Here is a 25,795-nt window from a genome sequence, read left to right on the forward strand (position 1 = left end):
TTTGCGTATTCGTTTTCGAAACGTAGTGATCATTGTGGGATTGTTCCTCGTGTTAATCACGCTATATGTTGGTTGGAAATATGAACAAATCAATTCATATGGACGTTCCATAAAACCTGTAAAATCCGATGCAATTATCGTACTGGGGGCAGCCGTTATGAGGAACGATCAACCGAGTCCCGTTCTACAGGAACGCCTTGACTCGGCACTCACGCTTTATCACGAGCATTATGCCCCTGTATTTATCCTAACTGGAGGACAGGGTGAAGGTGAGCCTATAGCCGAAGCGGAAGCAAGTCAACGGTATTTGGAGAGTAAAGGAGTACCTTCGGCAGCGATGTACCTAGATAATCGATCCAAAAATACTTGGGAAAATTTGTTTGACGCAAAACAGATTATGCAGAAACAAGGGATGCATACAGCAATCATTGTGACGGACTTCTATCATCAGGAACGTGCCCAACTCTATGCTCGTGAACTAGGCATGGATACAAGCGGATACGTTGGACGAATTCCACCTAGGACCAACCCAAGGGAAACGTTACGTGAAGTGATTGCAATTACTCTAGAAAGACATTAGCAACATTGCTATTGCACATAAGGGGGCGAATGTACAAGATTGGGGTTCACCTAACCCTGCATCATCATACAAAATACGGTATATAGGGGGACGCCACGTTGTTCTGCATGCTTGAGTGAGGGGAAATCCGCGGAAACTACTTTCAATCAACATTTTACTACACCTCGTCCTCATTAAGCAGTCGGAGCAATTCGCCTATTCGAAGGATCGTTCAGATTTCGCGTGCCTCTTTAAAATCGTTGTCCTGGCTCTAAAGCGGTCACTGGTTGGATAGGGCCAGAGCGATTCGGTTCCTCCTCTTGCCGTTCACAAAGCACTCCAAAAAATGGATTGAAACTAAGCATGGAGTCTCTGCGTCTACGTTATGTGTACAAAATCAGGAGGTCAACCTAAACATGACAAGATATAGCAAATGGATAACAACTTCAGGAGCATCATTAACTATCGTGGGAATTCTTGCAGGGTGTGGTTTGGCAGGCAATGGACCATCTGAAACAACGAATGTGACGAATACGGAGACAACAGCAACCAACAATTCTGGATCGACAAGCTCGAATCTATCTGCGCCAACAACATCGAAGCAAACAAATGAAATGAACACCGATGCAATCACCATCTACACAAATCCAAATTTTTTGCCGCAGAGTAAAGGTCAAGAATATACCTCATATTTTGATGGAACAGTAGTTGTAGAAACATCGAATCAAATGTCCCAAGAAGAAAAAGGCGGGCATAGTCCGTGGAAGGCAAGTCCAGTTTATGTTGCTTTGTATGGGACACAGAACTTTGCACCGGATGGCTCAATCATCCAGACTTCGGATACATCCAAGGAATTTGTAGGAACGTATCACGGTGTAAAGGTGACATATACGCTTCTTTCATCCACTGGTCACACCGCCAAGGTAGTCGAAAAGGGATTGCCATTTAGCTTGACCATCGATCTGTACAAGCCGTTGCATCATTACTACTGGTTGATTGATGGTGTTCAGATAGATGGTTAACCTCTAAAGAATTTGATTGGTATTAATAGTGTCGGGTTATATCAGAACGCCACATTTTCGTGAATTTTTAAGTTGCGGGAAACAGAGCACCAACACTCTCCCTTTAGTGGGTTACTTCGAAACATACAGTCCCTCCATAGCATCACGCATCTTTTCGAGGCTGGGGGTCGCGTAGCTTCGGGTAACGTTTAGATCCGTGTGCCCCGCCAATTTTGCGACCGTCACTAAATCGACACCAGCATCAAGTAACCCACGAACGAATGTGTGGCGAAGGGCGTGGGGGTGGTATTGCTCCCCCAACTGTCTGAGCATGTGTTCGACTGTTCTCGCTGAAATGCGTCGTCGCTGGTTCGACACGAACAACGGATCGTCCAGGGCAACGTCTCCTCGCTGAGAGAGATATTCTTGTACTCGGCTTCTTACTTCAGACGTGGCGGGGACAACCCGTTCCTTGTCACCTTTACCGCGATTCACGTACACCAATCCTCCACGTTTCAATTCGATGTCCTTCACATTGAGCGCGACCAATTCACCTACCCGAAGCCCACAATACAGCAGAATAGTGACAATCGCGATGTCACGAAGATTTCGCTTTTGCTCCACTAGGCGCAGAAGGCGATTTCGATCATTGCGCTCGAGAGATTTTGGAATCCGTTGCAGGATGGGTGTACGTTTGACAACGCGTATGTGTTGAACACAGGATTCCTGGCCGGACCACTTTGCGAAACCTCGAATCGCGTTGTACGCGAGGTTGACCGTACTGGCCTTGAGGCCTTTGGCGGTCAGATACGTGATATAAGATTGCACATCCACGCGGGTAAGTCCGTCATCGAGCGACGTGCCTGATTCGACGAGGTACTGGTTGAATTTTTCCAGTTGCGTCCGGTAAGTCTTGATCGTTTTTTCGGATTTGCCAACAAGGGCTTGCTCGGCGTATTGGTCAATGATTGACATGGTTTTGATGCCTCCAGAGTTATACGCAATGATTTTCGGGTGTTCACGCGATGCTTCCGCCTGGAATGACAAGCTTTTCTCAATCACATTGTACTATAATATTGCGTATAACTCATACTTATACGCAATGGCTGTTCGGAAACATAAGTTTAGAGTGATTTAAGGTGTAACCTCGCGGGAAAACATGAAAGGATTATGTTGTTCCTTGGGGGTGGGTTACTCGCAGGGGATCTTCAATCTTTGTCGAACAGAGGAATAGATGTTTCCAACCTTATACAAGAGTGGGTTATTCGAATGGATGAGTTTACGCGAGCGTATTATGAACTGGCATTCAAGGTCGCCTTCATGGAGCGCAAAGGTAATGCCTTTCAGGATTTTTTCTCAGACATAATGGAAAAGTGTCATCCAGGTGCATTCGAGCGTGTGCGTCCATGGGGTCGACACGGTGACCGAAAGAACGACGGTTGTATCATAGAAACTGGTCAGTTCTTTCAGGTATACGCTCCGAATGAGATGAAGGTAGATGACGCAATTGGCAAGATTGATACAGATTTCCGAGGCGCATTGGAACATTGGTCAAAGTATTTACGGGAATGGATATTTGTTCATAATTCCCGGGATGGGCTGAGTCCAGACATTACTCGAAAACTCGCTGACCTTCGCCTGGAATTTCCGGGAATAAAGATATCTACATTCGGATTCGAGTCATTGCGGCAAAAGGTGTTTTCACTGAGTGAACCTGATATAGCATCCCTTCTTGGGCCAGTTCCAACTCAGAGGGATATGATGAGCTTCGGATTCGAGGACTTAAAGCCAATATTAGTTAGAATAGGCGAGGCTTCAGAGGGAACTGAGGAGGATATGCATCCCGTTCCACTGTCAAAGTTAACGGCAAATGGGCTGTCAGCAAGTGTTCAAACACTAATTAAAGCTGGCATGACGCGCGCGCATCTAGTGCAGGACTTTTTTTATACATGGCATGATCCGCTTCTTGGTGACCGTGTAGCTGCTGCATTTCGTGAAGAATACACTCGCTTAAAAATGAGTGGCTACGATCCTGATGAAATCTTCATCAGATTGCAAGTATTCGCTGGGGGTTCAGAAATAAACTCTCCACGACATCAGACTGCTGTGCTAGCTGTCTTGGCACACCTGTTTGAGAGTTGCGATATCTATGAACGTCCACGCGAGGAGTTAGTATGATGATATTGCCAACCAAACGGCTGTCTGAAGAACGGGCCTTGATACGTGTAGGTGCCGAAATACTGGGGTTACTAACAGAGCCGAAGACCGTTTCGCGTTTGTGGAACGAAATTAAGGATGTGCATGGTCGTTATACTCATGGTGCTCCATTAACATATGACTGGTTCGTACTGGCGCTAGATTTTTTATACATCTTGAACACAGTTGATCTTGAAGACGGTCGGATTCGGAGGAAATACAAGTGATCCATCGTATATTCAGTAGTCGTACTACTTTCAAAGAACTTACGTTTCATCCCGGTCTTAACCTGTTAATTACCGAAAAGAGTCCAGGTGCGACGAGCAGACAGACTCGTAATGGAGCAGGGAAGTCCAGTTTGGTAGAAATTATCCATTTTCTTCTTGGTTCAAACTGCGATAAACAATCTATTTTTAGAAATGATGCGTTGATTCATGATTACTATGGAATGGATTTCGATTTAAGGGGCTCACGGACTCAGGTAAGCCGCTCTGGCCAAAGGCCATCGGATATTTACGTAACGACGGATAATCACACATTATGGCCACGCGAGAGTGGCGTAAGCAAAAATGAATTGAAGTTTTCTAATTCCGATTGGAAGTCTATCCTGGGCCTTCTGGTATTCAATCTCCCAATCAATAACGACAATGTAAAGTTCGGTCCAAGTTTTAGGTCTTTAGTTACGTATTTTGCTCGTAGGCAAAGTGCAAACGGCTTTAGCACACCTGAAAAGCACTCTACAATACAACAACTTTGGGATACACAGGTGTCCATTTCTTATTTGCTTGGTTTAGATTGGACTATTCCACAGCAATGGCAGGTTGTGAGGCAGAAAGAAGGGGCACTAAAGGAACTTCGGAAGATTGCTGCAGATGGGGAGCTACATCATGTAATTGGAACAGTTGCTGATCTACGCACAAAATTGACGTTGGCAGAAGAGCGTGTTCGTCGGTTACGTGAAAATATTGAGACCTTTAATATTCTTCCAGAATACCGCGAACTCGAAAACGAGGCCAATGAGTTGACGCAGAAGTTGGCAAACTATTCAAATTTAAACACGGTCGATCGAGAGCTAATTGACGAACTCGAACGTTCCATCCAAAATGAACCCATTCCTCCCGTTGACAGCCTAGAACGTCTCTATAGAGAAGTCGGTGTCATTTTTCCTGACGTTGCGAAAAAACGAATTGAGGATGCACGAGTGTTTCATCAGTCTGTAGTGAGTAATCGCAGGTCCTACCTTCAGGGTGAAATCGATGCAGCTAAACAACGTATTGCGGAACGTAACGCAGAAATGGAACGCTTTACGAAGCGGCGTGCCGACATCATGAAAGTACTTAGTTCGCATGGGGCTTTGGAGCATTTTATGGATTTACAGTCCCATCTTGTAAAGATGGAGGCTGAAGTTGAATCCATTCGCCAACGGTTTATCGCTGCCGAGCAATTAGAGGGTCAGAAGACCGAACTGGAGATTGAGCGTCGGAAACTGCTGGTTCGGTTACAACAAGACTACCAGGAAGAATCAAGTGTTTTAAGGGATGCCATTGTCACCTTTCAAGAGATTTCGAACGCACTGTATGAAAATGCGGGGAGCTTAAGTATCGTGGAAACCTCCAACGGGCCTCAGTTCGAGGTGAAGATACAAGGTGGAAAGAGCAAAGGGATAAACAATATGCAGATATTCTGTTTTGACATGATGTTGATGAAAATATGTTCAGCACGGGCGATCGGTCCAGGATTCCTAATTCATGACAGTCATCTGTTTGATGGTGTCGATGATCGACAGATTGCGACGGCATTAAGCATCGGAGCACGATTGGCCGATGAGTGTGGCTTTCAATATATCGTTACCATGAACTCTGATGACTTACCTAAAGAGTTCCCTCCAGGTTTTGATCTCTTGGATTATGAACTGCCGTTACGACTTACCGACGCGTCGGACGATGGAGGATTATTCGGTATTCGTTTTTGAAATAACTACGTGAGCTATGGGAGTTAAGAGCTGGATTTAAGGTCAGAGACGCTGGAACGGGACAAGACCTCGATAATTGGCGACATACATGAACGATAAGTGGGCCGTTTGCTATATTTTATATGACGTTATCCGTTGTTCAGATAGACATGGAGGTAGCTTGCATTGTCCCAACTTGAAAACATCGAAGCCATTGAAAAGCGTTTGTGGCGTGCAGCAGATACGCTAAGGGCCAATTCAAATTACGCCAGCAATGAGTACTTTCTACCCGTTATGGGCTTAATCTTTCTGCGGCATGCCTATAGCCGATTTCTTGCCGTACGCGATGAAATCCTTGCCTCTCTTCCCACACGGGGCGGACGTACCAGAGCATTGTCAAAAGAAGACTTCTCCCAAAAGGGTGCCATCTTTTTGCGTGAAATCGCGCAATTTGATTACCTGGTGTCTCTGAAGGACAGTGATGATCGCGCTCGTGCCATTATTGACGCCATGGAGTCTATCGAAGCGGACTACGAATCTTTACGCGGGGTTCTTCCTAAGTCAGAATATCAGGAACTGGACAACGAAGTGCTCGGTCAACTGCTTCGCACGCTCAACCCGGAAGCGTTGAAACGGGCGTCCGGAGACATTTTTGGTCGCATCTACGAATATTTTCTTACGCAGTTCGCGGATCAGAAGGCGCACGACGGTGGTGAGTTTTTTACCCCTGTGTCCCTTGTCTCCCTCATCGCAAATGTGTTGGAACCTGAAAAAGGCATCGTGCTGGATCCCGCTTGCGGCTCCGGTGGCATGTTCGTACAAAGCGCTCATTTCGTGGAGCGCCTACACGCCAACCCAACCGAACGACTCACGTTTTACGGATTGGAGAAAAATCCGACGACCATTCGGTTAGCAAAGATGAATCTGGCGGTACACGGGCTTGAAGGGGATATCCAGAAAGCTATTACCTACTATGAAGATCCGCATAACCTACTTGGCAAAGCAGACTATGTAATGGCCAATCCGCCGTTCAATGTGGATGAAGTGGATGCCGAAAAGGTGAAGAATGATCCACGCCTGCCCTTTGGCTTACCGGGCGTGAACAAAAGTGGCAAGGTGTCAAACGGAAATTACCTCTGGATTAGCTATTTCTACAGCTATCTGAACGATCACGGTCGCGCCGGGTTCGTCATGTCCTCACAGGCATCAAGCGCCGGACGGGATGAAGCGGAGGTTCGCCGTAAACTCATCGAAACCGGCGATGTCGACATCATGATCGCGATCCGCTCAAACTTTTTTTACACTCGGACTGTACCGTGCGAACTTTGGTTTCTCAATCGTGCAAAGCCGATCGAGTACCGTGATAAGGTGCTCATGATTGACGCCCGTAACATCTATCGCAAGGTGACCCGGAAAATATATGATTTCAGTCCAGAGCAGTTGCAGAACCTTCTTGCGATTGTGTGGCTCTATCGTGGGGAAAATCAACGGTTTGTTGAATTACTGAAGAGCTATCTGCACAGAACCTCGGAGGAAGCGAGACGATGCTATTTTTACCTTGACCAGGATGGCAAAGAAACCGACTTACTACGGGGCTACATATCTGCTCTTCATGAGTTGCGCGAGCGGATCGATCCGTTTGTATCGTCCGATCTTGTCAGCGATGGTCCCGTTCTTGCGGAAACCCGAAGCGAGTTCGATTCCACTCTTGCGACATTTTCCGAGGATGTAACTCGCTTCTTCGACTTGTTGATTAAAAAGGACGGGCTGTGGAGTGACAAGAAATTCGATTTGCCTGCTTTGAAAGAAGTCGAAAAGCATATGTCCGAACTGGCTCACCAAAGCCGTGATCTCGTGAAACAGGCAGAACACGTGAACAAGTTGGTCAACCGTCTGATCGACGTGTGTGAGAAGGGATTTGGAGCAAAGGAAAGTAGTTTGTGGTCACACACTGAGATCAACCGTGCGAAAAAGGCGGTAGAGTCTTGCCGACAGGAAGCGGTAGAACAGTTGAAACTCGTGCGCTACTATTATCGCCAGGCTGAATGGCTGTTGGAGCGATTCCCCGATGGGCAATACCGCGACGTGCCTGGATTGGTTAAGACGGTTGACCAGGAAGAAATCAAAGACAACGACTGGAGCCTGACGCCTGGTCGCTATGTCGGCGTTGCGCCCGAGGAACAGGACGAGGATTTTGATTTTGAGGAAGCATTGCGGGAAATTCATATGGAGTTGGAAGGGCTAAATACTGAGGCTATCGAATTAGGAACCAAGATCCAGCGTAATTTTGAGCAATTGGGGGCAACCTCACGTGCCTAAAACACTAAATGATGTATGTGAGTTCATCGTAGATTGCCTGCATAGTACCGCACCTACACAGCCAGAAGGGTTTCCGTTAATCAGAACCCCTAACGTTGGTAGAGGGCGCTTAGTGCTCGATGATGTGTATTACGTTTCCGAGGAAACGTATCGTATTTGGACACAGCGTGCAGTACCAGAACCGAATGATCTCATTCTTGCCAGAGAAGCCCCTGCTGGTAATGTTGCCATTATAAAAGATGGACAGACGGTGTGTCTCGGCCAGAGAACAGTTCATCTGCGTCCCAACTCTGAAATCGTAGACCCGGATTTTCTTTGTTATTTGCTCCTTTCACCAGTCCATCAGGCCTTGCTTTTATCAGCAGAGACGGGCGCTACAGCCAAACATGTAAACATGAAAGACATACGAAAGTTGCCGTTGATGTATTTGCCGGAATTGGACACCCAACGGAGAATTGGTTCCATCTTGTCGGCCTACGATGATCTCATCGAAAACAACCGTCGCCGGATCGAACTGCTCGAACGGGCAGCACGACTGTTGTACAAGGAGTGGTTCGTGCATTTTCGGTTTCCCGGCCATGAGCATGTGAAGATTGTTGATGGCGTACCGGAGGGGTGGATTAAAACCACTGCATACGAAGCGATGGAGATTCTAAGTGGTGGAACTCCAAAAACATCTGTACCCGAGTATTGGGAAGGGGATATCCCGTTTTATACGCCAAAGGACTCTTCGGATAGCGTGTATGTGTACGAGACAGAGAAAAAGCTCACAGAGGAGGGGCTTCGAAATTGTAACAGTAAATTATATCCAAAGGATACGGTGTTTATCACTGCTCGAGGCACGGTTGGTAAGATCAACCTAGCACAAGTCCCCATGGCAATGAATCAATCATGCTATGCTCTGGTTGCGCGTTCACCTCTTAATCAATACTTTCTGTACTTTGCACTTGTGCATGGGGTACAGCAATTTAAGAGCAGAGCCTCGGGTTCGGTGTTCGATGCAATTGTTCGCGATACATTCAAGCTCATTCCTTTTGCAGTTCCAAACGACTGGCTTGTTAATGCCTTTACGTCATACGTTGAGCCATTGTTAAGACAAATTGAAAACTTGTCGACACAGAATCAAAAGCTCAAGCTTGCCCGTGACCTCTTACTCCCCCGTCTGATGAACGGAGAGATTGCTATATGAGCCGGATGACCGAAGACAATCTTGTCCAACAGACTACCGCACAATACCTGCAGGATTCCCTCGGTTGGGAGTCTGTCTATGCGTATAATCATGAGGATTTTGGCCCGAATAGCCTGCTTGGTCGCAATTCCCGAAGAGAAGTTGTGCTCACCCGTTATCTCAGGGCAAGTTTGGAGCGTCTGAACCCTGGTCTACCGAACTCCGCATACGAAGATGCCGTTCGCGATATCGTGGAATACAGCGCAAGTCAGTCCACACTGGCGACGAATCGCGAAAAATATGCACTCCTGAAGGATGGCATTCAAGTATCCTATCGTAACGCGCATGGGGAATTGAAGCAGGAACGATTGCGTGTGTTTGATTTTGACGATCCGCTTCAAAATCACTTTCTCTGCGTTCGTGAACTGTGGATTTACGGAGACATCTATCATAGGCGGGCGGACATCGTCGGATTTGTCAACGGCATCCCGCTTCTTTTCATGGAACTGAAGAATGTGCATAAAGATCTTCGCCACGCCTACGAGGAGAATTTGTCCGACTACAAGGACACCATTCCGCACATCTTCCACCACAACGCATTCATTGTGCTTGGTAACGGTATTCGCGCCAAGGTGGGGACGCTCTCCAGCCAATATGAGCATTTTTACGATTGGAAACGCCTGGACGAGAGCGATGCTGGTGTCGTTGATATGGAGACTTTACTCAAAGGCATTTGTGACAAACGAAATTTCATGGATCTCTTTGAAAACTTCATTTTGTTCGACGATTCTTCCGGACAGACGGTCAAGATTCTTGCACAGAACCACCAATTCCTCGGCGTGAATCGTGCCATTGAGTCTGTCCGAAATCGCCAAGAACGGTTGGGCAAACTCGGTGTGTTTTGGCACACACAGGGTTCTGGAAAAAGCTACTCTATGGTCTTTTTCGCGCGCAAGGTGCATCGCAAGATTGGTGGGAACTTCACGTTCTTGATCGTCACAGATCGCGATGATTTGGACACGCAAATTTACAAAACTTTTGCCGGATGTGGACTTGTCAATCACGAAAAGGACCCATGCAGGGCATCCAGTGGTGACGATTTACGTCAACTGCTCAGCGAGCATAAAAGCTACATATTCACGCTGATTCAAAAGTTCAATCAAACCGTCGATCCGAACATCGGTTACTCTCTTCGTGATGACATCATTATCATCTCGGATGAAGCTCATCGCACTCAGTACGGATTGTTAAATCTAAACATGCGCAACGCACTTCCAAACGCAAGCCTGATTGGATTCACGGGTACTCCGCTTTTTCAAGGTGATGAGCGAACCAAGCAAATGTTCGGAGACTACATATCGACCTATGATTTTCAGCGGGCCGTCGAGGATGAGGCCACCGTCCCGCTTTACTACGATGCGCGAGGCGACAAGTTAGGTGTTGCGACCAATGATTTGAACGAGCGGATCGCAGAGAAGCTTGAGGAATTTGAAACGGACGATATCAATGTAGAGGAACGGCTGGAACGCGAACTGCGCCGGGACTACCACATCATCACTGCCGAGAAGCGCCTGAGACAGATTGCAGAAGATTTCGCGATTCACTACTCGAATGCGTGGGAAACCGGTAAGGCGATGTTTGTTTGCATTGATAAGATTACCTGCGTTCGGATGTACAATCTGATTCAAGACGCTTGGCAGAGAAGGATTGCTGAATTGGAATCGAACTTGTCCAAGGTTCACGATCCGCAGGAAGTCATCTACCGACAACGCCAAATCAACTGGATGAAGGACACGCAAATGGCGGTTGTAGTAAGCGAGGAACAGGGTGAGATCGAGAAATTCCGCAAATGGAGGCTGGACATCAAGCCCCATCGCCAGCTTATTAAAAACGGATTTGAAACGGACGATCAGAAGCGGTTGGACATTGAGTCGGCGTTCAAGAAGGAATCACATCCATTCCGGGTGGCGATTGTTTGCGCCATGTGGTTGACGGGGTTCGATGTGCCGAGCCTGTCCACGCTGTATCTGGATAAACCACTGAAAGCTCACACACTAATGCAGACCATTGCTCGCGCCAATCGAAAAAACGAGGGAAAGAACAATGGACTGATTGTGGACTACTGTGGAATTCTGAAGAATTTGCGTGCTGCTTTGGCGACCTATGCGGGCCGGGGTGACGAAGGTCCTGGAGGATCTGGCGAGGATGGGCGCGATCCCGCTAAGCCTGACGAAGAACTGCTGGCAGATTTAGTGGAGTCAATTGCTTTAGTTCGGTCGTTCTTACATGAGGGCAATGCGCCCCTGGACGATATCATTCATCAAACTGGATTCGCACGTAATGCTGCCATTCTGGCAGCCAAGGAAGTGGCCAATCAGAACGACGAGACGCGAAAACGCTTTGAAGTGATGTGTCGGGAGGTCTTCAAGAAATTCAAGGCCTGTCTGAATGTTTCCGGTGTCAACGAGTACCGGCAAGAGTATGAAGCTATTAACATAGTATATCGCAGTTTACAGGAAGATCGGGACTTGGCGGACATCTCGGATATCATTCAAAAGTTACACGGGGTTGTTGATCAGGCGATCACGACTACGAACGAGAGGGTTGGGGAGTCGACTACACCATACGATATCTCCAAAATTGATTTTGAACGATTACGCAAGGAATTTGAGCGCAGTTCTGCTAAGAACACGACCGTGCAGAATTTGAAGAGCGTGATCGAAAAACGGCTCCGGCGTCTGCTCATGCAAAATCCGTTGCGGACGGATTTTCAGAAGCATTACGAGGAGATTGTGGAGGAGTACAATCGCGAGAAAGACAGGCTTACGATCGAGAAGACCTTCGAGGCGTTGCTAGAATTGGCTAAGAGTTTAAATGAAGAAGAATCTCGGGCCATGCGTGAAGGTTTGGATGAGGAGAGCTTGGCTATATTCGATCTGCTTACAAAACCCGACTTGTCGGCCAAGGAAGTGAAGCGGATCAAGCAGGTGGCTGTGGAACTTCTCCGAATTCTGAAGGAAGAGAAGTTGAAGATTGATCACTGGCGCGACAAGGAATCGACCCGAGATGCAGTAAGGGTGGCAATTCGGGACTTTTTATACAGCGAATCTACGGGGCTTCCAGTGGATAGCTATACAGATGAAGACGTTGATGAGAAGACTGATTTGGTGTTTCGGCACGTGTTTTGGGCATATCCCACGGTGCCTTCGCCGGTGTATGCGGGTGCTTAGAATTGGTTTGAAGATCTACAGTCCAACCGCGGTTAGTTGATACAGCCTACAGTAAGGGGGACGTTTAATAGAAGTCGCGGGCAACTGTAGGCTCGCCAGTCAGGTTTATTCAATAGCCCCAGTGCCCCTTCTGGTAACATGGTTCGCGTTTTTGAAATGCGCCACCTGGGAGTAGTGAGATAGCACCGCAGTGCATCAACCTCTAGAAAACCATAATGACGTTACCTGAAAGGGCACTAGCTATTCGAATTGATATCGTAGTACCGACTCTTTTGAAAACTCGCGTAGAAACATAATTTCCAGTGGTATCGTATTCTCCTATTAAGGAATCCCTTCTCTCTCTGAACGGATAAGTTCTATCTAGCTCATTGACGTAGAAGAGTGGTGTTCGTCAAGGACGAACTGTGCGGGTAACGGAAGTAGGCAGGATTGAAGGAACTGGAACGTCAATTGGGTTAGCGCTTGGGGGCGGAAGGGAGCTATACTCCGAGAAGGAGTGACATGAATGGCGTACCTTGCGAGAATAGAGTGGGAAATGTTACAAAATCCAGTTACCTTTGAGTGCGAAATACCTGAGCAGCTTCCGACTGGCAATCAGGCAAAGTGCAATGTATACCGTGACGATGAATACAAAATCGCTGCCGATCTTGAAATTACTGGAGTTGATCACCGAGACGTCGAATATAGGCGTGAACAAAGAAGAAAAGTTCCAGCAGGAACCAACGTAACAACGTGGACTTTATCCTCTGTAAACCACAGTGTATATCGTTATTCATTGTCGGGAGCTGTGGAAGGAAGCAGTACGTTGAATTTTAATCCGACCACCTCGGCAACCATATACAAAGCCCAACTGCTTATCACTGCTGGTTTTGATATGCAAGTTGATACGGACTACGAACTAGGATGGATTAGCGATTGGTACATAAATGGTCCTCGCAATGCATTTCTCTTTACTTCTAGTTCACGGAGAAAGTACAAAGAAACATTTGAACGAGAGTTTAGTTCCCTTGACGGGTTGGGAATTCCTCAAATATTCAAGGGAAGTTGTGAATTCTCAGGGTCCATGTACGATCATTCCCTAATTCAATCGGGTGACGTCACATTTATCATTGGGCGTGTACCAAAATCGTACGGACCATCATGGTCAAATAATCTATTCATCTCATATTTTCCTCAACTCGGGCCGATACCGCAGGTAGAAACTCGAGAGGCCATATCCGAGATTGTCGGATTTATTCTGGGAAGGCATTTGCTACATGTGGGATCTTCGACTTTTGACCAACTCGGACAGCAAATGCAACAAAATGCTATATCCCCATGGGGAGACAATATTAAGGCAACTTGTCTTCGACCTGATCTTTCACCAATACATAAAGGTCAACATGATGAGCTTAACCTTGTAGATGATACGTTACGAAGTTTGACTGCGGAATATCTCAGGTTACGGGACTCGTTCTCGCTCAGAGACGCTCTCTGGCGGTATTGGATCGCAAATGGAACGCCACTAGGTACAAACCTTCCGATCCTGTCATCGGCCCTTGAATGCTTAATGAAAGCTTGGTTCAGGTCTACAAAGAGTAAATCTCATGGTGTATATGTTCCATACAAGGAATTTCAAGAGCTGATTGCTGAAGGTGTAGAAAAAATCGATCAGGCACTAAGCGACGTATCAGCCCGAGAAATTATTCTCAGAAAAATTGCGGGAACGAACCAAATGGGAGTGAATGAACAGTTCACTGTCTTCTTCGAAGAAATAGGACTTCCTATTGGGGACGTTGAACAGGTTGCGATCAGGGAACGGAACAGTATGGCTCATGGCCACTTGACGGGTGATGACTGGCACTATGTAGCCGTCGTCACCCGTGCCTATCAAACGTTGTTTCACCGTGTTTTCTTGAAGTTGCTAAGGTATTCCGGCCAGTACGTTGATTATTCTACGTATGGCTTTCCTAAACGAGACTTGTTGGAACCGATGGGTGGCCCCTTGGGAGACGGGCAACTTAAAAAGGAACTGGTGCGTCGGGCTTGACGAATCAAAGATAATGCCCCTTCAGGGTAAGCGTCAAATAGACCGCACCTAGTGCCGGATGGCGGTTTGTCCGATGATACTCCCAGAGCCTTTTGAGAGGGACGACGTTCACGAAGCAACAGTTAGCCGAACTTCGTGAGACATGGCGTGCGCGTGTCGCGGATTTTTCACGCAAGTGGGCAATTCTGTACAATTAGGTGCTCCGCTAATCGGGATGAACGAACGCCTGGCAAGTAAAACACTCCATCTATCGATTGAGGGCTAAAGCATTACTGCTAACAGAAATGCTAACGGACCGTTAGCAAACGACCGATAATCGCCGGTATGAGGTAATACACCAATACTTAAAACTCCGCGTCAAATAAGGGAAAACGGCATTCTTCGTCATCCGGCGACACGCCCGGAGAGGAATTCCTAAACCACGTCTGCCCTAAGTCACAAAAGGACGTGGGGCGGAATAATGCTTGCTTAACAAGAATGCTCTCGAGGAATCGCATAATCGTGGTTTTACATCTTTGACATTTAACGTGGTACGAACAATCAAGTGAAAGTGTGCTATAATCGAATCAAGTTAATAGCGTTTGAAAATGGACATGCCATTTTCCTGATTCCCAGGAATGGCGTGTCCATTTTTTATTTCAGCGGATATCTGAGTGGTAAACAATAACCGGGCAAGTGGTCAAGCGGTGTTGACATAAGTTTTGGGGAAGGGGGGCGATAAATATGGCACAGGAAACCGAACAGCAACAATGGGTTCGTGTCGAGAAGTTCGAAATTCCTGGGTGCCGTGTTTTTGTCTCTCCCGATTCTCTCGTCTTACTCCCCGAAAGTGAAAGAGAGGAAGTATGGGCGCGGTCGGTTGCGGAACGTAGCGGACCTGCTGTGTTGTGGCTGGCAGCATTGGAGGTTGCGTTCAGATCGGATGTATTGAAGGAATCGCCAAAAGTGAAAGCTGATCAGGAAATCCCCTAATCGGCTGACCCAAAGTCAGCTCAGCCTCCAATCCTCTCCTTTTGTTGTTATTCGTGGATCGAAATTCTCGTGTTCGACTAGTCAATGCCTTGTTGCGCCCGAATTGTCCGGTAAGGTATGAAAAATGGTAAACCCATGTAAAAATCTAACCCGGTCCCTTGTCCGTAGAAGGAGGAGTGGGAGGGGTGAATGGCCGTAGGCCAGAGGGGAGGAGCGAAGCGGCTTCCCCTGTGTCGCGCCTGTGGAGATTGTGGGTAACTCGAAGAGTTATCCATCAAATCCACAGACGTCAGCATTCATGCTTCTTTCCGGGTACACTGGATCATAAATGCCCCAGAGCACCCTCTAACGCAAGGGCTTATCGTGATGGATACATGATCCGAGTTTTTATGAAAAGAAACTGCAATACCCGGTCAAGGTGTCCAAGTGCGACCCACGCTTGGCCAAATACCTGATTGAGCAGTACGGCGGCGCCGATGGGGAACTGGCGGCGGCCCTCCGCTACCTCAACCAGCGATACACCATCCCCGACAAGGTGATAGGCCTGTTGACCGATATCGGTACGGAAGAGTTCGCCCATCTGGAAATGATTGCGACGATGGTATACAAACTGACCAAGGATGCCACCCCGGAGCAGCTGCGGGAGGCGGGATTGGGCGAACACTACGCGGACCACAGCTATGCCCTCCACTACCACAACGCGGCCGGACATCCGTTCACGGTCACCTACATTCAAGCCAAAGGCGATCCGATTGCCGACCTGTACGAGGACATCGCGGCCGAGGAGAAGGCGCGGGCCACGTATCAGTGGCTGATTGACCTGACGGATGACGTCGATCTGCAGGACAGCCTCCGGTTCCTGCGCGAGCGCGAGGTTATCCACTCGCAACGGTTCCGCGAGGCGGTGGAGATCCTCAAAGACCACGAGGGCGAGAAAAAGGTGTTTTAAGGCCTCCTGGCCCACGCGAAGGCGCCTCCACAGGTGGTCGCCTACGGATTGGACGCGGGCACCAGTGCAACCGGCACGAAACCGCGGACGCTGTTGATGAGCCACAACCGCTCGGCGGCCGCCAGCTCGTCCACGTGGATACGCCGCTCTTGCAGCTTGCCTTCTTGGATGAGCCGGCGACGCAGCGTGCCGTTGAGGAGTCCGCAGGCGCACGGCGGCGTATACAGCTGTCCATTGTATTGGGCCACCAGGTTGCCGATGGTGAACTCGGTGGCCTCCTTGCGCTCATTCCACAACAAGACGTCGAACACATCGCCCGCAGCGGCCCGATGGGAGTCATAGACCGCGCGGTGGGTGGTCTTGTGAAATAGAAACGGATTGCTGCTGTCGATGGGCGATTTGGCCAACCGGATGGGCTTCGCCTCCGCGCTCTCGGCGGTCTCGGCGTCAGCCAGTGGTGTGGTGTGGACGGTCAGGCGGCCGTCGCAGGCGGCCGACAGCCGCACCCGCCAGCATCCTTCGCTATGCTCGGCCGCAACCCGGTCGAGTGTGCGGCGAAGGTTTTGCTCGTCGATGGTAAACTGAAAGTAGCGGGCCGAATCCAAGAGGCGTTCGACGTGTTCCTCCAGCAGGTGCCAGCGGCCATGCTGCAAACGCATGGTTTCCAGCAATTCAAAGGCGGGAGCGGGTTGGAGCGCCGCTTGCGTTTTGACCAGCGCCTCGCTGAATTCGCCTTCAGGGGTAGAGTCCCAGGTGATTCCGCCGCCGGTGCCGTAGACCGCGGTGTGGGTCCATCGGTCCAGCAGCAGGGTACGGATAGCCACACTGAAGATGGCTTGTCCTTGGGGTGTCACGTAGCCAATGGCGCCGCAGTACACGCCGCGCGGCTCTGTCTCCAGCTTGGTGATGATGTGCGCCGTCCGCGGTTTGGGCGCTCCTGTGACCGATCCGCAAGGAAACAGCGCGGCGAGTGCGTCGAGCCACGTGTATCCCTGGCGCAGGCGGGCGGAAATCGTCGAGGTCATCTGCAAAGCGGTCGGATAGACTTCCACATCGAACAGCGACTCCACGCGGACCGTCCCCGGTTCGGCGATACGGCCCAGGTCGTTGCGCAGCAGGTCGACAATCATCACGTTTTCGGCCCGGTTTTTCTCCGACGTCCGGAGCCATGCGATGTGTTGTTCGTCTTCCCGGGGATAGCGACCGCGCTTGTGCGTTCCTTTCATCGGGCGGGTGAGTACATAGAGGCCGTCAGTGCGAAAGAACAATTCCGGCGACAGCGACACGATGCCCCAACGCCCCAGGTCCAGACAGGCGGCAAACGGCGGAGTCGGCCCCTGCGTGCAGCGGGTAAACCACGACCACGGGCTCGTGCGCAACTGGGATTTCATGCGGAAGGTATAATTGACCTGATAGGTTTCGCCCTTGCCGATGGCTTCTTTGATGGCGCGAATCGCCTTCTGGTAATCCGCTTTCGACACATTGGGCAGCCACGCTTCAGGGGTGAACGAGGGTTGCGCGGGGAGCCAATCAGGGTTCTCCCCTGGCCTGTGTGTCACCGAATCCGGCGCACCCGTCACGGGAGGTGCGAGGCACACCGGGGAAGAGGCGGTTTTCGATTTTGTGGGATGGCGAAAGATCCCGAACCAGACCAGCGGCAGGCCGGCCACTGGTGGATGAGTGGACAGCGCCGGGTCAAAGGCGGGGGACGCTTCATAAGCGATGTACCCGGCGGCATAACAGCCGTCCTCACAGGCTGCCTTCACGCGGGCTAAGGCGGGCAGAACCTCAGGCACGGTGGCAGCCGTGATGATGTCTTCCGGTTGCGTGAAGACGAGCGGCTGCGTGTTCGCTGTTCCGTCTGGGTTTTCGCGAAACGCGAAGTATAACCATGGCTCTGTGTACGCCACAGGTCGCATGCTCATCTTGTATCCAGCCTTTCTCAGCAGGGTGTATGAGGAATTCAGTCAGAACCTCGGCACTAGCGAGATTCTGCAGCAAAAGGAGCGCGTTGTCCAGATGTCGTTGAGCCTGCGGGGTGGGGGCCGGACGGCCCACGTGCTGTTTTATGCGGTCACTATGCTCTATTGGTTTTCGATGTATACATACGTGCCGATTCTGTCGCCGTACATTCGGGCCATCGGCGGATCGTACTTCTTCGTCGGCGTGGTCATTGGAAGTTACGGGTTTACCCAGATGTTGCTGCGGGTGCCGCTGGGTATTGGGTCGGACCGCCTAGGGCGGCGTAAGTTGTTCATCGTCTCCGGGGTCGCCTGTTCGGCGGCGTCGAGTCTCGGTTTCGCCCTGACCAGCGACCCCTGGTCCGCGTTGGGATGGCGAGCCTTGGCGGGCGTCGCGGCCGCCAGCTGGGTGGCGTTTACGGTCTTTTTCGCCAGTTCTTTCGCGCCGGAGGATGCCCAGCGCGCGATGGGACTGATTAGCTTTTACACCAGCATCGGCCAGATGGCGGCGACGACCCTGGGCGGGTTTTTGGCGGAGGACTATGGCTGGCATGCCCCGTTCTGGGTGGGAGCGGCCGGCGGCGCACTGGGCCTTTTGTTGGCCCTGTGCATTCGGGAGACGGTGCAGGCTTCGCGAAGTCCAGTGACAACCAGGGAACTGCTGCGGTTGGGACGCAGTTGGCCTCTGTTGTCGGTCTCGCTGCTCGCCGTGTTTGGCCAGAGCGTGACGTTCACCACCATGTACGGATTCACCAGTTTGGCGGCCGTGCAGGTGGGCGCCGACAAGGCGGACCTGTCGATTTTGACACTGGTCACCACCCTTCCCAACGCCATTGCCGGGTATGTGGGCGGGGCGTACCTGGCGCGGGGCATCGGCGACCGTCTCACCTTGTTTGGCGGATTTTCGGTTGCCGCCTTGGCGACCGCGTGCGTGCCTGTCGTGCACAACCTGCCGGTGCTGATGTTGACGCAGGCGGTCAACGGGTTTGCGCAAGGGCTCCTGGTTCCGATTTTGATGGGCCTGTCGATTCGCTCAGTCAGCCCCAGCATGCGGGCCACGGCGATGGGATTCTTTCAGGCCATTTATTCCGTCGGCATGTGTGCAGGACCCTTTGTTTCCGGGTGGCTGGGCGGCCTGCTGGGGCTGTCCGGCGTGTTCTGGTTTACCGCCTGCGTCAGTTTGGCCGGGGGCGCTCTGTGTCTGCTCTGGATTCCGTCGGCGAAGCTGCGGAAAGCCACTTCCACCAGCGCTGGTGCGGGCTGAACCAGGGACGCACCCTCCGCCTGTCCCAGGCGTTTTGCATGCTGCGCCGATCATATCGTGATCAGCAGGGTTTTATGTCCCAGATGTAGAATGGTTTAAGGAGAGTTGTTGCACAAGTCGGCGTTATCCAACAGTCGTGACAAATCCTGCGAGAAGAGGAGAATCGCGATGAAGATTGCCGGAAGCAAGGCGTTTCCGACAGATCCGCTCCGGACCTATGAACTGTTGGTCGACCCAGAGGTCATTTCACGGGCGATGCCGGGCGTGAAATCACTGGAGAAGAAGAGCGACTCCTTGTATGAAGCGACGATGGAGGTGGGGGTAGCGGGCATCAAGGGCTCTTATCAAGGAACGCTGGAGCTTTTGGATGTGGAGCCGGGCGACCGGTACCGGCTGGTCGTTCATGGCGAGGGGCCGATGGGGTTCATGGATGCCGATGTAGTCGTCTCCATGGCGGCCACCGAGACGGGCGGTTCAGAGGTGGTGTACGAGGGAGAGGCCAAGGTCGGGGGCACGGTAGCCGGTGTGGGCCAACGCGTTCTGGCCGGGGTTGCCAAATTCCTGATTGGGCAGTTTTTCAACGGCGTGGTCAAGGAAGCCAAGCGCTCGCTGACGTGAGTACGCCGTTGCCGGCTGGGTGTCGCAAGCTGGAGGGATGCTTAGTTGCGGACGGGGATGCAGGAACCATTGCAGCGTGTGGGCTACATCGCCAGCAGTGAACTGGCCACCATCGTCGAACTGGCGGTCGCGCTCAAGCGGCCGCTGTTGCTGGAAGGACCGGCGGGGGTGGGCAAGACGTCGCTGGCGGTAGCGCTGGCGGAGTCCTTGGGGCGTGAACTGGTGCGCCTGCAGTGCTACGAGGGGCTGGACGCCGCGCACGCCTTGTATGACTGGAACTACCACAAGCAGCTCGCGGACCTCACAAAACACCGGGATGCCGACGTGTTTAGCGAGTCGTACCTGTTGCCGCGGCCACTGGTCAAGGCGTTATTGTCGAGCACCGGTGCCGTGTTGCTGATAGATGAAGTGGACCGGGCAGATGAGGGGTTCGAGGCCCTGTTGCTGGAGTTCCTGGCCGATTTCCAAGTCACGGTCCCGGAGTGGCGGACGGTGTCCGCGGTGGTGGAGCCTGTGGTCGTTGTCACCTCCAACCGCACCCGGCTGCTCAGCGACGCGCTGCGCCGCCGCTGTCTGTACCACAGCTTTGATTGGCCCACCTACGAGCAGGAACGGGCCGTGCTGAAGCTCCACGTTCCGGATTTGGCGGAGGATGTCGCGGACTCCATGGTCCGTTTGGTGCAGGCGATGCGCACGTGGGACCTGCAGAAGCCCCCGGGACTGGCCGAGACGCTGGACTGGGGGCGCGCGTATCTGGCGGTGGGTGGAGAGTGGACGACCTCCTGGGTGCAACGCACGCTCGGCTGCGTGATCAAGGACAGCCTGGATCTGGATACGGTGCGCGCCCGCTTGGCGCAACTGGTGGAGCCGGACACTTGAAGGGCACCGCGGTTTCAGCCCGGGTATGCCACCCGCGCCGCGTCCGCGCCCGCATCGGCGCCGGATGCGTCCCTCGGAGCCTCACGGCCGCCTAAGTTTATCCAATTGGGTGGCGGCAGCGCGAGCCGGGGAGTAGGGGGAACCGTCGATTCTCTGCCAGCCCGCCTGCCTGCGTGGGCTGAGCGGCCGCTGCGGGCGGCCGGGATGCCGTTGCAACCGAGCCGCCGCCCGTGGCAGATGCGGCCCGACAGCGGGGTCGATTGGCGGCGCACCGTGCGGCTGTGGGCGAGGCTCGGCCGCATGAGTCTCCATGTGGCTCCCGGCCGACGGTTTACCCGACCCGGGCGCGTGGCCGTGTTGTGGGATGTGTCCGGATCGATGGCGGAGTTCATCCCCCTGTACGCGCCGTGGCTGTACGCATTGGCGCGCGATTTGCCCCAGGTCGGGGTGTTCTTGTTCGCCAATCGCCTAGTGGACGCGACGGCCCTGTTTCGCCAACCCTATCCGCAGACCAAGCGCGGGCTCGAGCGCCTGCAGCAGGTGTGGCGCGGGGGCACCCGGCTGGGCGAGGTGCTCGCGGAATGGGTGGAAGGCCGAGGCCGCCGCTGGCTGACGCCGCAGACCACCGTGGTGGTTGTCAGCGACGGTTGGGACGCCGGCGATCCGGCGGTATTGGCGAAGGCGCTTCAGTCCATCCGCCGCCGCGGCTGCCGCATTCTGTGGGTGCATCCATGGTTGGGGACACCTGGATTTGCGCCGCGGACCCGTGCGCTGTTGGCGGCGCGGCCGTTCATCGACCGCATGGCCCCCGGCCACTCTGCCGCAGCGCTGCTGCGTCTGACGTGGGATGCGGGTTCGCGCAGTGGATTCACAGACGAAAGCGATGAGGAAGGGATGTCATGAAACCGGTCTCGTTTTCCTACTATCGCCCAAATTCCGTTGCCGAAGCATTGCACATCTTGGCCCAGGAAGAGGAGGCGAAAGTGATTGCCGGCGGGCAGAGCCTGGTGCCGCTGATGAACTTTCGCCTCAGCCGCCCGAAGACGCTGGTGGACATCAACGGTTTGCGCGAGCTGGCGGCGGTGGAGGCAGACGGCAAGGTGCTGCGCATCGGTGCGTTGGTGCGGCATCAGGAGCTGCTGGCCCATCCTTTGGTCGTGAAACATTTCCCGGCCCTCGCCGCAGCAGCGGCAGAGATTGGTCACTGGGCGATTCGCACCCGCGGCACTATCGGCGGTTCCCTTGTCCACGCAGACCCGGCCGCCGAACTGCCGGCGGCCATGGTGGCGCACCGGGGCGTGCTGGTGCTGACCAGCGCCCGCGGGGAGCGGAGGGTGGACGCGGACGCGTTCTTCTATGGTTATTTGATGACCGACATCGCGCCGGACGAGCTCCTGACCGCGGTCGAGCTGCCACTTCCTAGCGGTGTCCGCTACGGTTTTGCGGAGCATGCCAGGCGCCCCGGGGACTTTGCGCTGGCCGGAGCGTTCGTGGAGGTCGCCGAAACGGGCCATGCGGGCGCCGTGACCTGGTTTGGCGTCGGGGGGCGGCCGGATCGTCAGGAGATGGAGCTGTCCCCGGATGCCTCTTCGCGGGAGCGGCAGTTTGCGGCCGCTCTGGCCGAGATGGACGGGCCGGAAGACGAGGTGGAGGCGCGCTATCGGCGTCAACTCGCTGCAGCGGCGGCGGAGCAGGCGTACCAGCGTGCGACAGCGAGCGGGAGGGGGAATTGAGCATGCAGTCGGTGAGCGAGAGCGCGGTCGCTGGACGGCCGAAGACGAGCGTGACCTTGGTGGTCAACGGGCAGCGGCACACCCTGGAGGTGGAGCCGCGTTGGCTGTTGTCGGATGTCTTGCGCCACCAGTTGGGTTTGACCGGGACGCACGTTGGGTGCGAGCAGGGTGTATGCGGCAGCTGCACGGTGTTGGTGGACGGGCAGCCGCAGCGCAGCTGCCTGATGTTCGCGGTGCAGGCGGAGGGCCACGAGATCACCACCGTCGAAGGATTGACGCCGGAGCAAGGGCTGAGCCCGCTGCAGGCGGCGTTTGAGCGCCACCACGCGCTGCAGTGCGGGTTTTGTACGCCGGGCATGATTGTGACGGCGGAAGCGCTGCTGCGCGAGAATCCCAATCCGGACGAAGAGACCATCCGCGAGGTGCTGTCGGGCAACCTCTGCCGTTGCACGGGCTACCAATCGATTGTGGCTGCGGTGCAGGACGCCGCGCGGGTGCTCCGGGAGGGCGGCGCGGTGGACACGGAAGTGGCTGCGCAGGGCCAGAACGAAGCAGCGGGGGGTGAGCAGGCGTGAGCATCACGCAAGGGCCGTTGAAACCCCAGTTCACCGGCGCGCGCGTCACGCGCCTTGAGGATGCCCGTTTGTTGCGCGGCCGCGGCCGCTACCTGGACGACATCGACGTTCCCGGCACCCTGCACGTCGCGTTCGTCCGTTCCAACCGGCCGGCGGCGCGGATTGTGTCCATCGACGTGGAAGGGGCGTTGGCGGTCCCCGGAGTGCATGCGGTATGGACGGCCGAGGACTGCGGGATCACGCTGTACACCGAGCGCTACGACGTGGGTCAGCCGGTGTTGGCGAAGGACGAGGTGCGGTTTGTCGGCGAAGCGGTGGCGGCGGTGTTTGCGGAAGACCGGTATGTGGCGGAGGACGCGGCGGAGCGGGTGCGCGTGGTGTACGATGCGCTGCCGCCCGTGCTCACTTTCGACGAGGCGCTCTCGGAAGAGGGGCGCCGCGTCCACGCCCATCGAGCCAACCTCTTTCACCACACGGAGCATGAGACGGATGGGTTTGCCGGGGCCTTCGCCAACGCCCCGCACCGGGCCCAGGCGACCTTCGTGACGCACCGCCAGACGGGCGTTCCCATGGAACCGCGCGGCTGCATGGCGCAACTGGATGCGGCGACCGGACGGCTGACGGTCTACGTCTCGCATCAATCGCCCCACCAGTTCCGGTCTCAGCTCACGCGCTTGCTGCAGATGCCGGAGAATCAGATTCGCGTCGTCGTTCCGGAGGTCGGAGGGGCGTTTGGCATCAAGGCGATGCTGTACCCGGAATACCTGGTGGTCGCCGATGCGGCGCGCCGGTTGGGACGGCCGGTGAAGTGGGTGAGCGACCGGACGGAAAGTCTGCTGGCCGACGCGCACGCGCGCGACAACCGGCACGAGGTGGAGGTGGCCTTTGATGACGAAGGTCGCATCCTGGCCGTTCGCGATCACGTGTTTGGCGATACGGGCGCCTACCCGTTTCTCGGGTTTCCGGGTGCCGTCGGCGAGGCCGGGTGGGCCACCAGCATGCTGACCGGCCCCTACAAGATCCCGCACGTGTCCATCACGGTGGACTGTGTGTTCAGCAACAAGGCGCCGGAGGGGGCTTACCGCGGCGTCGGGGGGCCAGTGGGGGCGCAGGTGCAGGAAGGCATCATCGATTTGGTCGCCCGCCGCTTGGGCAAGGATGTCGCCGATGTGCGCCGCATCAATTTCATCCGCGACGAAGACTTCCCGTACCAGACGGCGACCGGCAACGTCTATGACCCGGGGTCCTATGCGGAGTCGATGGAGCAGGCGCTGGCGCTCATTGATTACGAGCGGTTCCGCCGCGAACAGGCGGAACTCAGGCGGCAGGGACGCTACCTGGGCATCGGCATCTGCACGTTCGTGGAACCCTCCGCCGGGGCCGAATCGGAGGCGGGATCCACCCCGTACGAGGCGGCCTCCCTCCGCATCGAACCGACTGGCACCGTGACAGCTGCCCTGGGACTGGGCCCGTCCGGGCAGGGGCACGAGACGACAATGGCGCAGTTGATTGCAGACCAGTTGGGTGTCGACATCAAAGACGTGGTGGTCATTCACGGCGACACAGACAGCGCCCCGTTCGGCGGCGGAACTGGTGGCAGCCGATCCGGCACCATCGGCGGGGGCGCCGCGCTCCGCGCCAGTCAGGAGATGCGCCAGCGGCTCATTAAGCTGGCCGCCCACCTGCTGGAGGCAGCGGAGGAAGACGTGGAACTGGTGGACGGACACGCCCAGGTCAAAGGCGTCCCCGCCCGCGCTTATTCGGTCCGGGATTTGGCCCGCATTGCCTACACCGATGTGGCCCGGTTGCCTGAGGGCATGCAGCCGGGACTGGAGGTGGTTGTGCGCTACCAGCCACCGCTGTCCGCCACGTATTCCAATGGGACACACGTCGCCTTGGTCGAAGTGGATGTAAAGACCGGGTTTGTTCGTGTGCTCGACTATGTGGTGGTCAACGATTGCGGCCGTTTGATCAACCCCATGATTGTCGAGGGACAGATTCATGGCGGCGTAGCGCAGGGTATCGGCAGCGCGTTCCTGGAGGAGCTGCGGTACGACGACAGCGGCCAGTTGGTGACCACTTCGCTGATGGACTATCTGTTGCCGGCAGCCACCGATGTGCCGCGCATGCGCGTAACCCACATCGAAACCCCATCTGCCAACGTCGGTGGGTTCAAGGGAATGGGGGAAGGGTCACTGATTGCCGCTCCGCCCGCCCTGGCCGGAGCGGTCTCGGACGCGTTGGCGCCGTTCGGCGTATTTGTGACCGAGATCCCTGTGCATCCGCGGCAAATCCTCGAATGGGTGCAGGGAGGCGTCCACTCGGCCTGAGGCGCGGCCCGTCAACTGGCGAGGGCGTATCCGACTTCGCTCGGATGCGCCCTTGTTTATC

The 25,795-nt window shown here is 53.9% G+C and carries 20 protein-coding genes; 18 read left to right on the top strand and 2 right to left on the bottom strand.

Annotated features, from left to right (window positions below):
* The first annotated feature begins 1 nt into the window (after position 1).
* A complete protein-coding gene (locus tag AK2_RS01680; protein ID WP_157076180.1) occupies positions 2 to 580 on the top strand; it encodes a YdcF family protein in 579 nt (192 codons plus the stop codon).
* Between the two features lie 395 nt (positions 581 to 975).
* Positions 976 to 1,581, top strand: coding sequence for a hypothetical protein (locus tag AK2_RS16755; RefSeq protein WP_157076181.1), 606 nt, complete (start codon positions 976 to 978; stop codon positions 1,579 to 1,581).
* A 111-nt stretch (positions 1,582 to 1,692) separates the two neighbouring features.
* Here AK2_RS16755 and AK2_RS01685 read toward each other — a convergent pair whose 3' ends face one another.
* Positions 1,693 to 2,535: a tyrosine-type recombinase/integrase gene (locus AK2_RS01685; protein WP_067930644.1), complete on the bottom strand. Its 843-nt coding sequence runs from the start codon at positions 2,533 to 2,535 to the stop codon at positions 1,693 to 1,695.
* A gap of 294 nt (positions 2,536 to 2,829) precedes the next feature.
* Here AK2_RS01685 and AK2_RS01690 point away from each other — a divergent pair, with 294 nt between their 5' ends.
* The 9 genes from AK2_RS01690 to AK2_RS01730 all read left to right on the top strand — a co-directional run bounded on the left by AK2_RS01690 (position 2,830) and on the right by AK2_RS01730 (position 16,374).
* Positions 2,830 to 3,738, top strand: a complete 909-nt coding sequence (locus tag AK2_RS01690; protein WP_157076182.1) for an ABC-three component system protein — start codon at positions 2,830 to 2,832, stop codon at positions 3,736 to 3,738.
* Complete coding sequence (locus AK2_RS17045; RefSeq protein ID WP_067930650.1) at positions 3,738 to 3,983, top strand: ABC-three component system middle component 6; 246 nt, start codon at positions 3,738 to 3,740, stop codon at positions 3,981 to 3,983. Before AK2_RS01690 ends, AK2_RS17045 begins: the two co-directional genes overlap by 1 nt.
* Positions 3,980 to 5,728 carry an ABC-three component system protein gene (locus tag AK2_RS01700; protein ID WP_067930652.1) on the top strand — a complete coding sequence of 583 codons (1,749 nt, stop codon included), beginning with the start codon at positions 3,980 to 3,982 and terminating at the stop codon, positions 5,726 to 5,728. Before AK2_RS17045 ends, AK2_RS01700 begins: the two co-directional genes overlap by 4 nt.
* A 165-nt stretch (positions 5,729 to 5,893) precedes the next feature.
* Positions 5,894 to 8,026 carry a class I SAM-dependent DNA methyltransferase gene (locus tag AK2_RS01705; protein ID WP_067930655.1) on the top strand — a complete coding sequence of 711 codons (2,133 nt, stop codon included), beginning with the start codon at positions 5,894 to 5,896 and terminating at the stop codon, positions 8,024 to 8,026.
* Positions 8,019 to 9,215: a restriction endonuclease subunit S gene (locus tag AK2_RS01710; protein WP_169794712.1), complete on the top strand. Its 1,197-nt coding sequence runs from the start codon at positions 8,019 to 8,021 to the stop codon at positions 9,213 to 9,215. The genes AK2_RS01705 and AK2_RS01710 overlap by 8 nt, the downstream gene beginning before the upstream one ends.
* Positions 9,212 to 12,424 carry a type I restriction endonuclease subunit R gene (locus AK2_RS01715; protein WP_067930660.1) on the top strand — a complete coding sequence of 1,071 codons (3,213 nt, stop codon included), beginning with the start codon at positions 9,212 to 9,214 and terminating at the stop codon, positions 12,422 to 12,424. The genes AK2_RS01710 and AK2_RS01715 overlap by 4 nt, the downstream gene beginning before the upstream one ends.
* 505 nt (positions 12,425 to 12,929) lie before the next feature.
* Positions 12,930 to 14,453 carry a hypothetical protein gene (locus AK2_RS16760; RefSeq protein ID WP_157076183.1) on the top strand — a complete coding sequence of 508 codons (1,524 nt, stop codon included), beginning with the start codon at positions 12,930 to 12,932 and terminating at the stop codon, positions 14,451 to 14,453.
* Positions 14,454 to 15,176: 723 nt separating this feature from the next.
* On the top strand, positions 15,177 to 15,425 hold the full coding sequence (locus AK2_RS01725; RefSeq protein ID WP_067930666.1) for a hypothetical protein: 249 nt from the start codon (positions 15,177 to 15,179) through the stop codon (positions 15,423 to 15,425).
* Between the two features lie 370 nt (positions 15,426 to 15,795).
* Complete coding sequence (locus AK2_RS01730) at positions 15,796 to 16,374, top strand: manganese catalase family protein (protein ID WP_067930669.1); 579 nt, start codon at positions 15,796 to 15,798, stop codon at positions 16,372 to 16,374.
* A gap of 41 nt (positions 16,375 to 16,415) precedes the next feature.
* Here the strand turns inward: AK2_RS01730 and pabB are convergent, their stop codons facing one another.
* Positions 16,416 to 18,299 carry an aminodeoxychorismate synthase component I gene (gene pabB / locus AK2_RS01735; RefSeq protein ID WP_083520745.1) on the bottom strand — a complete coding sequence of 628 codons (1,884 nt, stop codon included), beginning with the start codon at positions 18,297 to 18,299 and terminating at the stop codon, positions 16,416 to 16,418.
* 94 nt (positions 18,300 to 18,393) lie between these two features.
* Here pabB and AK2_RS01740 point away from each other — a divergent pair, with 94 nt between their 5' ends.
* The 7 genes from AK2_RS01740 to AK2_RS01770 all read left to right on the top strand — a co-directional run bounded on the left by AK2_RS01740 (position 18,394) and on the right by AK2_RS01770 (position 25,734).
* The gene (locus AK2_RS01740) at positions 18,394 to 19,599 is read left to right on the top strand and encodes an MFS transporter (protein ID WP_169794713.1); all 1,206 of its coding nucleotides are present in this window, start codon (positions 18,394 to 18,396) and stop codon (positions 19,597 to 19,599) included.
* A 168-nt stretch (positions 19,600 to 19,767) separates the two neighbouring features.
* Positions 19,768 to 20,217, top strand: coding sequence for an SRPBCC family protein (locus AK2_RS01745; RefSeq protein WP_067930680.1), 450 nt, complete (start codon positions 19,768 to 19,770; stop codon positions 20,215 to 20,217).
* A 45-nt stretch (positions 20,218 to 20,262) separates the two neighbouring features.
* Positions 20,263 to 21,096, top strand: a complete 834-nt coding sequence (locus AK2_RS01750; protein ID WP_245632720.1) for an AAA family ATPase — start codon at positions 20,263 to 20,265, stop codon at positions 21,094 to 21,096.
* Positions 21,097 to 21,201: 105 nt separating this feature from the next.
* Positions 21,202 to 21,999 (top strand): VWA domain-containing protein, encoded by a 798-nt coding sequence (locus tag AK2_RS01755; protein WP_281180605.1) that lies wholly within the window; start codon positions 21,202 to 21,204, stop codon positions 21,997 to 21,999.
* The gene (locus AK2_RS01760; RefSeq protein ID WP_067930687.1) at positions 21,996 to 22,829 is read left to right on the top strand and encodes an FAD binding domain-containing protein; all 834 of its coding nucleotides are present in this window, start codon (positions 21,996 to 21,998) and stop codon (positions 22,827 to 22,829) included. The genes AK2_RS01755 and AK2_RS01760 overlap by 4 nt, the downstream gene beginning before the upstream one ends.
* A gap of 2 nt (positions 22,830 to 22,831) precedes the next feature.
* Complete coding sequence (locus AK2_RS01765) at positions 22,832 to 23,404, top strand: (2Fe-2S)-binding protein (RefSeq protein WP_083520747.1); 573 nt, start codon at positions 22,832 to 22,834, stop codon at positions 23,402 to 23,404.
* Positions 23,401 to 25,734 carry a xanthine dehydrogenase family protein molybdopterin-binding subunit gene (locus AK2_RS01770; protein ID WP_245632721.1) on the top strand — a complete coding sequence of 778 codons (2,334 nt, stop codon included), beginning with the start codon at positions 23,401 to 23,403 and terminating at the stop codon, positions 25,732 to 25,734. Before AK2_RS01765 ends, AK2_RS01770 begins: the two co-directional genes overlap by 4 nt.
* Positions 25,735 to 25,795 lie beyond the last annotated feature (61 nt).

It is taken from the genome of Alicyclobacillus kakegawensis NBRC 103104 (assembly GCF_001552655.1).
In the GTDB taxonomy this organism is placed as follows: Bacteria; Bacillota; Bacilli; order Alicyclobacillales; family Alicyclobacillaceae; genus Alicyclobacillus_G; species Alicyclobacillus_G kakegawensis.

Coding starts and splice junctions, on each gene's coding strand:
- AK2_RS16755 (WP_157076181.1), top strand. CDS start 976: ATGACAAGATATAGCAAATGGATAACAACTTCAGGAGCATCATTAACT.
- AK2_RS01685 (WP_067930644.1), bottom strand. CDS start 2,535: ATGTCAATCATTGACCAATACGCCGAGCAAGCCCTTGTTGGCAAATCC.
- AK2_RS01690 (WP_157076182.1), top strand. CDS start 2,830: ATGGATGAGTTTACGCGAGCGTATTATGAACTGGCATTCAAGGTCGCC.
- AK2_RS17045 (WP_067930650.1), top strand. CDS start 3,738: ATGATATTGCCAACCAAACGGCTGTCTGAAGAACGGGCCTTGATACGT.
- AK2_RS01715 (WP_067930660.1), top strand. CDS start 9,212: ATGAGCCGGATGACCGAAGACAATCTTGTCCAACAGACTACCGCACAA.
- AK2_RS16760 (WP_157076183.1), top strand. CDS start 12,930: ATGGCGTACCTTGCGAGAATAGAGTGGGAAATGTTACAAAATCCAGTT.
- AK2_RS01725 (WP_067930666.1), top strand. CDS start 15,177: ATGGCACAGGAAACCGAACAGCAACAATGGGTTCGTGTCGAGAAGTTC.
- pabB (WP_083520745.1), bottom strand. CDS start 18,299: ATGAGCATGCGACCTGTGGCGTACACAGAGCCATGGTTATACTTCGCG.
- AK2_RS01740 (WP_169794713.1), top strand. CDS start 18,394: ATGTCGTTGAGCCTGCGGGGTGGGGGCCGGACGGCCCACGTGCTGTTT.
- AK2_RS01745 (WP_067930680.1), top strand. CDS start 19,768: ATGAAGATTGCCGGAAGCAAGGCGTTTCCGACAGATCCGCTCCGGACC.
- AK2_RS01760 (WP_067930687.1), top strand. CDS start 21,996: ATGAAACCGGTCTCGTTTTCCTACTATCGCCCAAATTCCGTTGCCGAA.
- AK2_RS01765 (WP_083520747.1), top strand. CDS start 22,832: ATGCAGTCGGTGAGCGAGAGCGCGGTCGCTGGACGGCCGAAGACGAGC.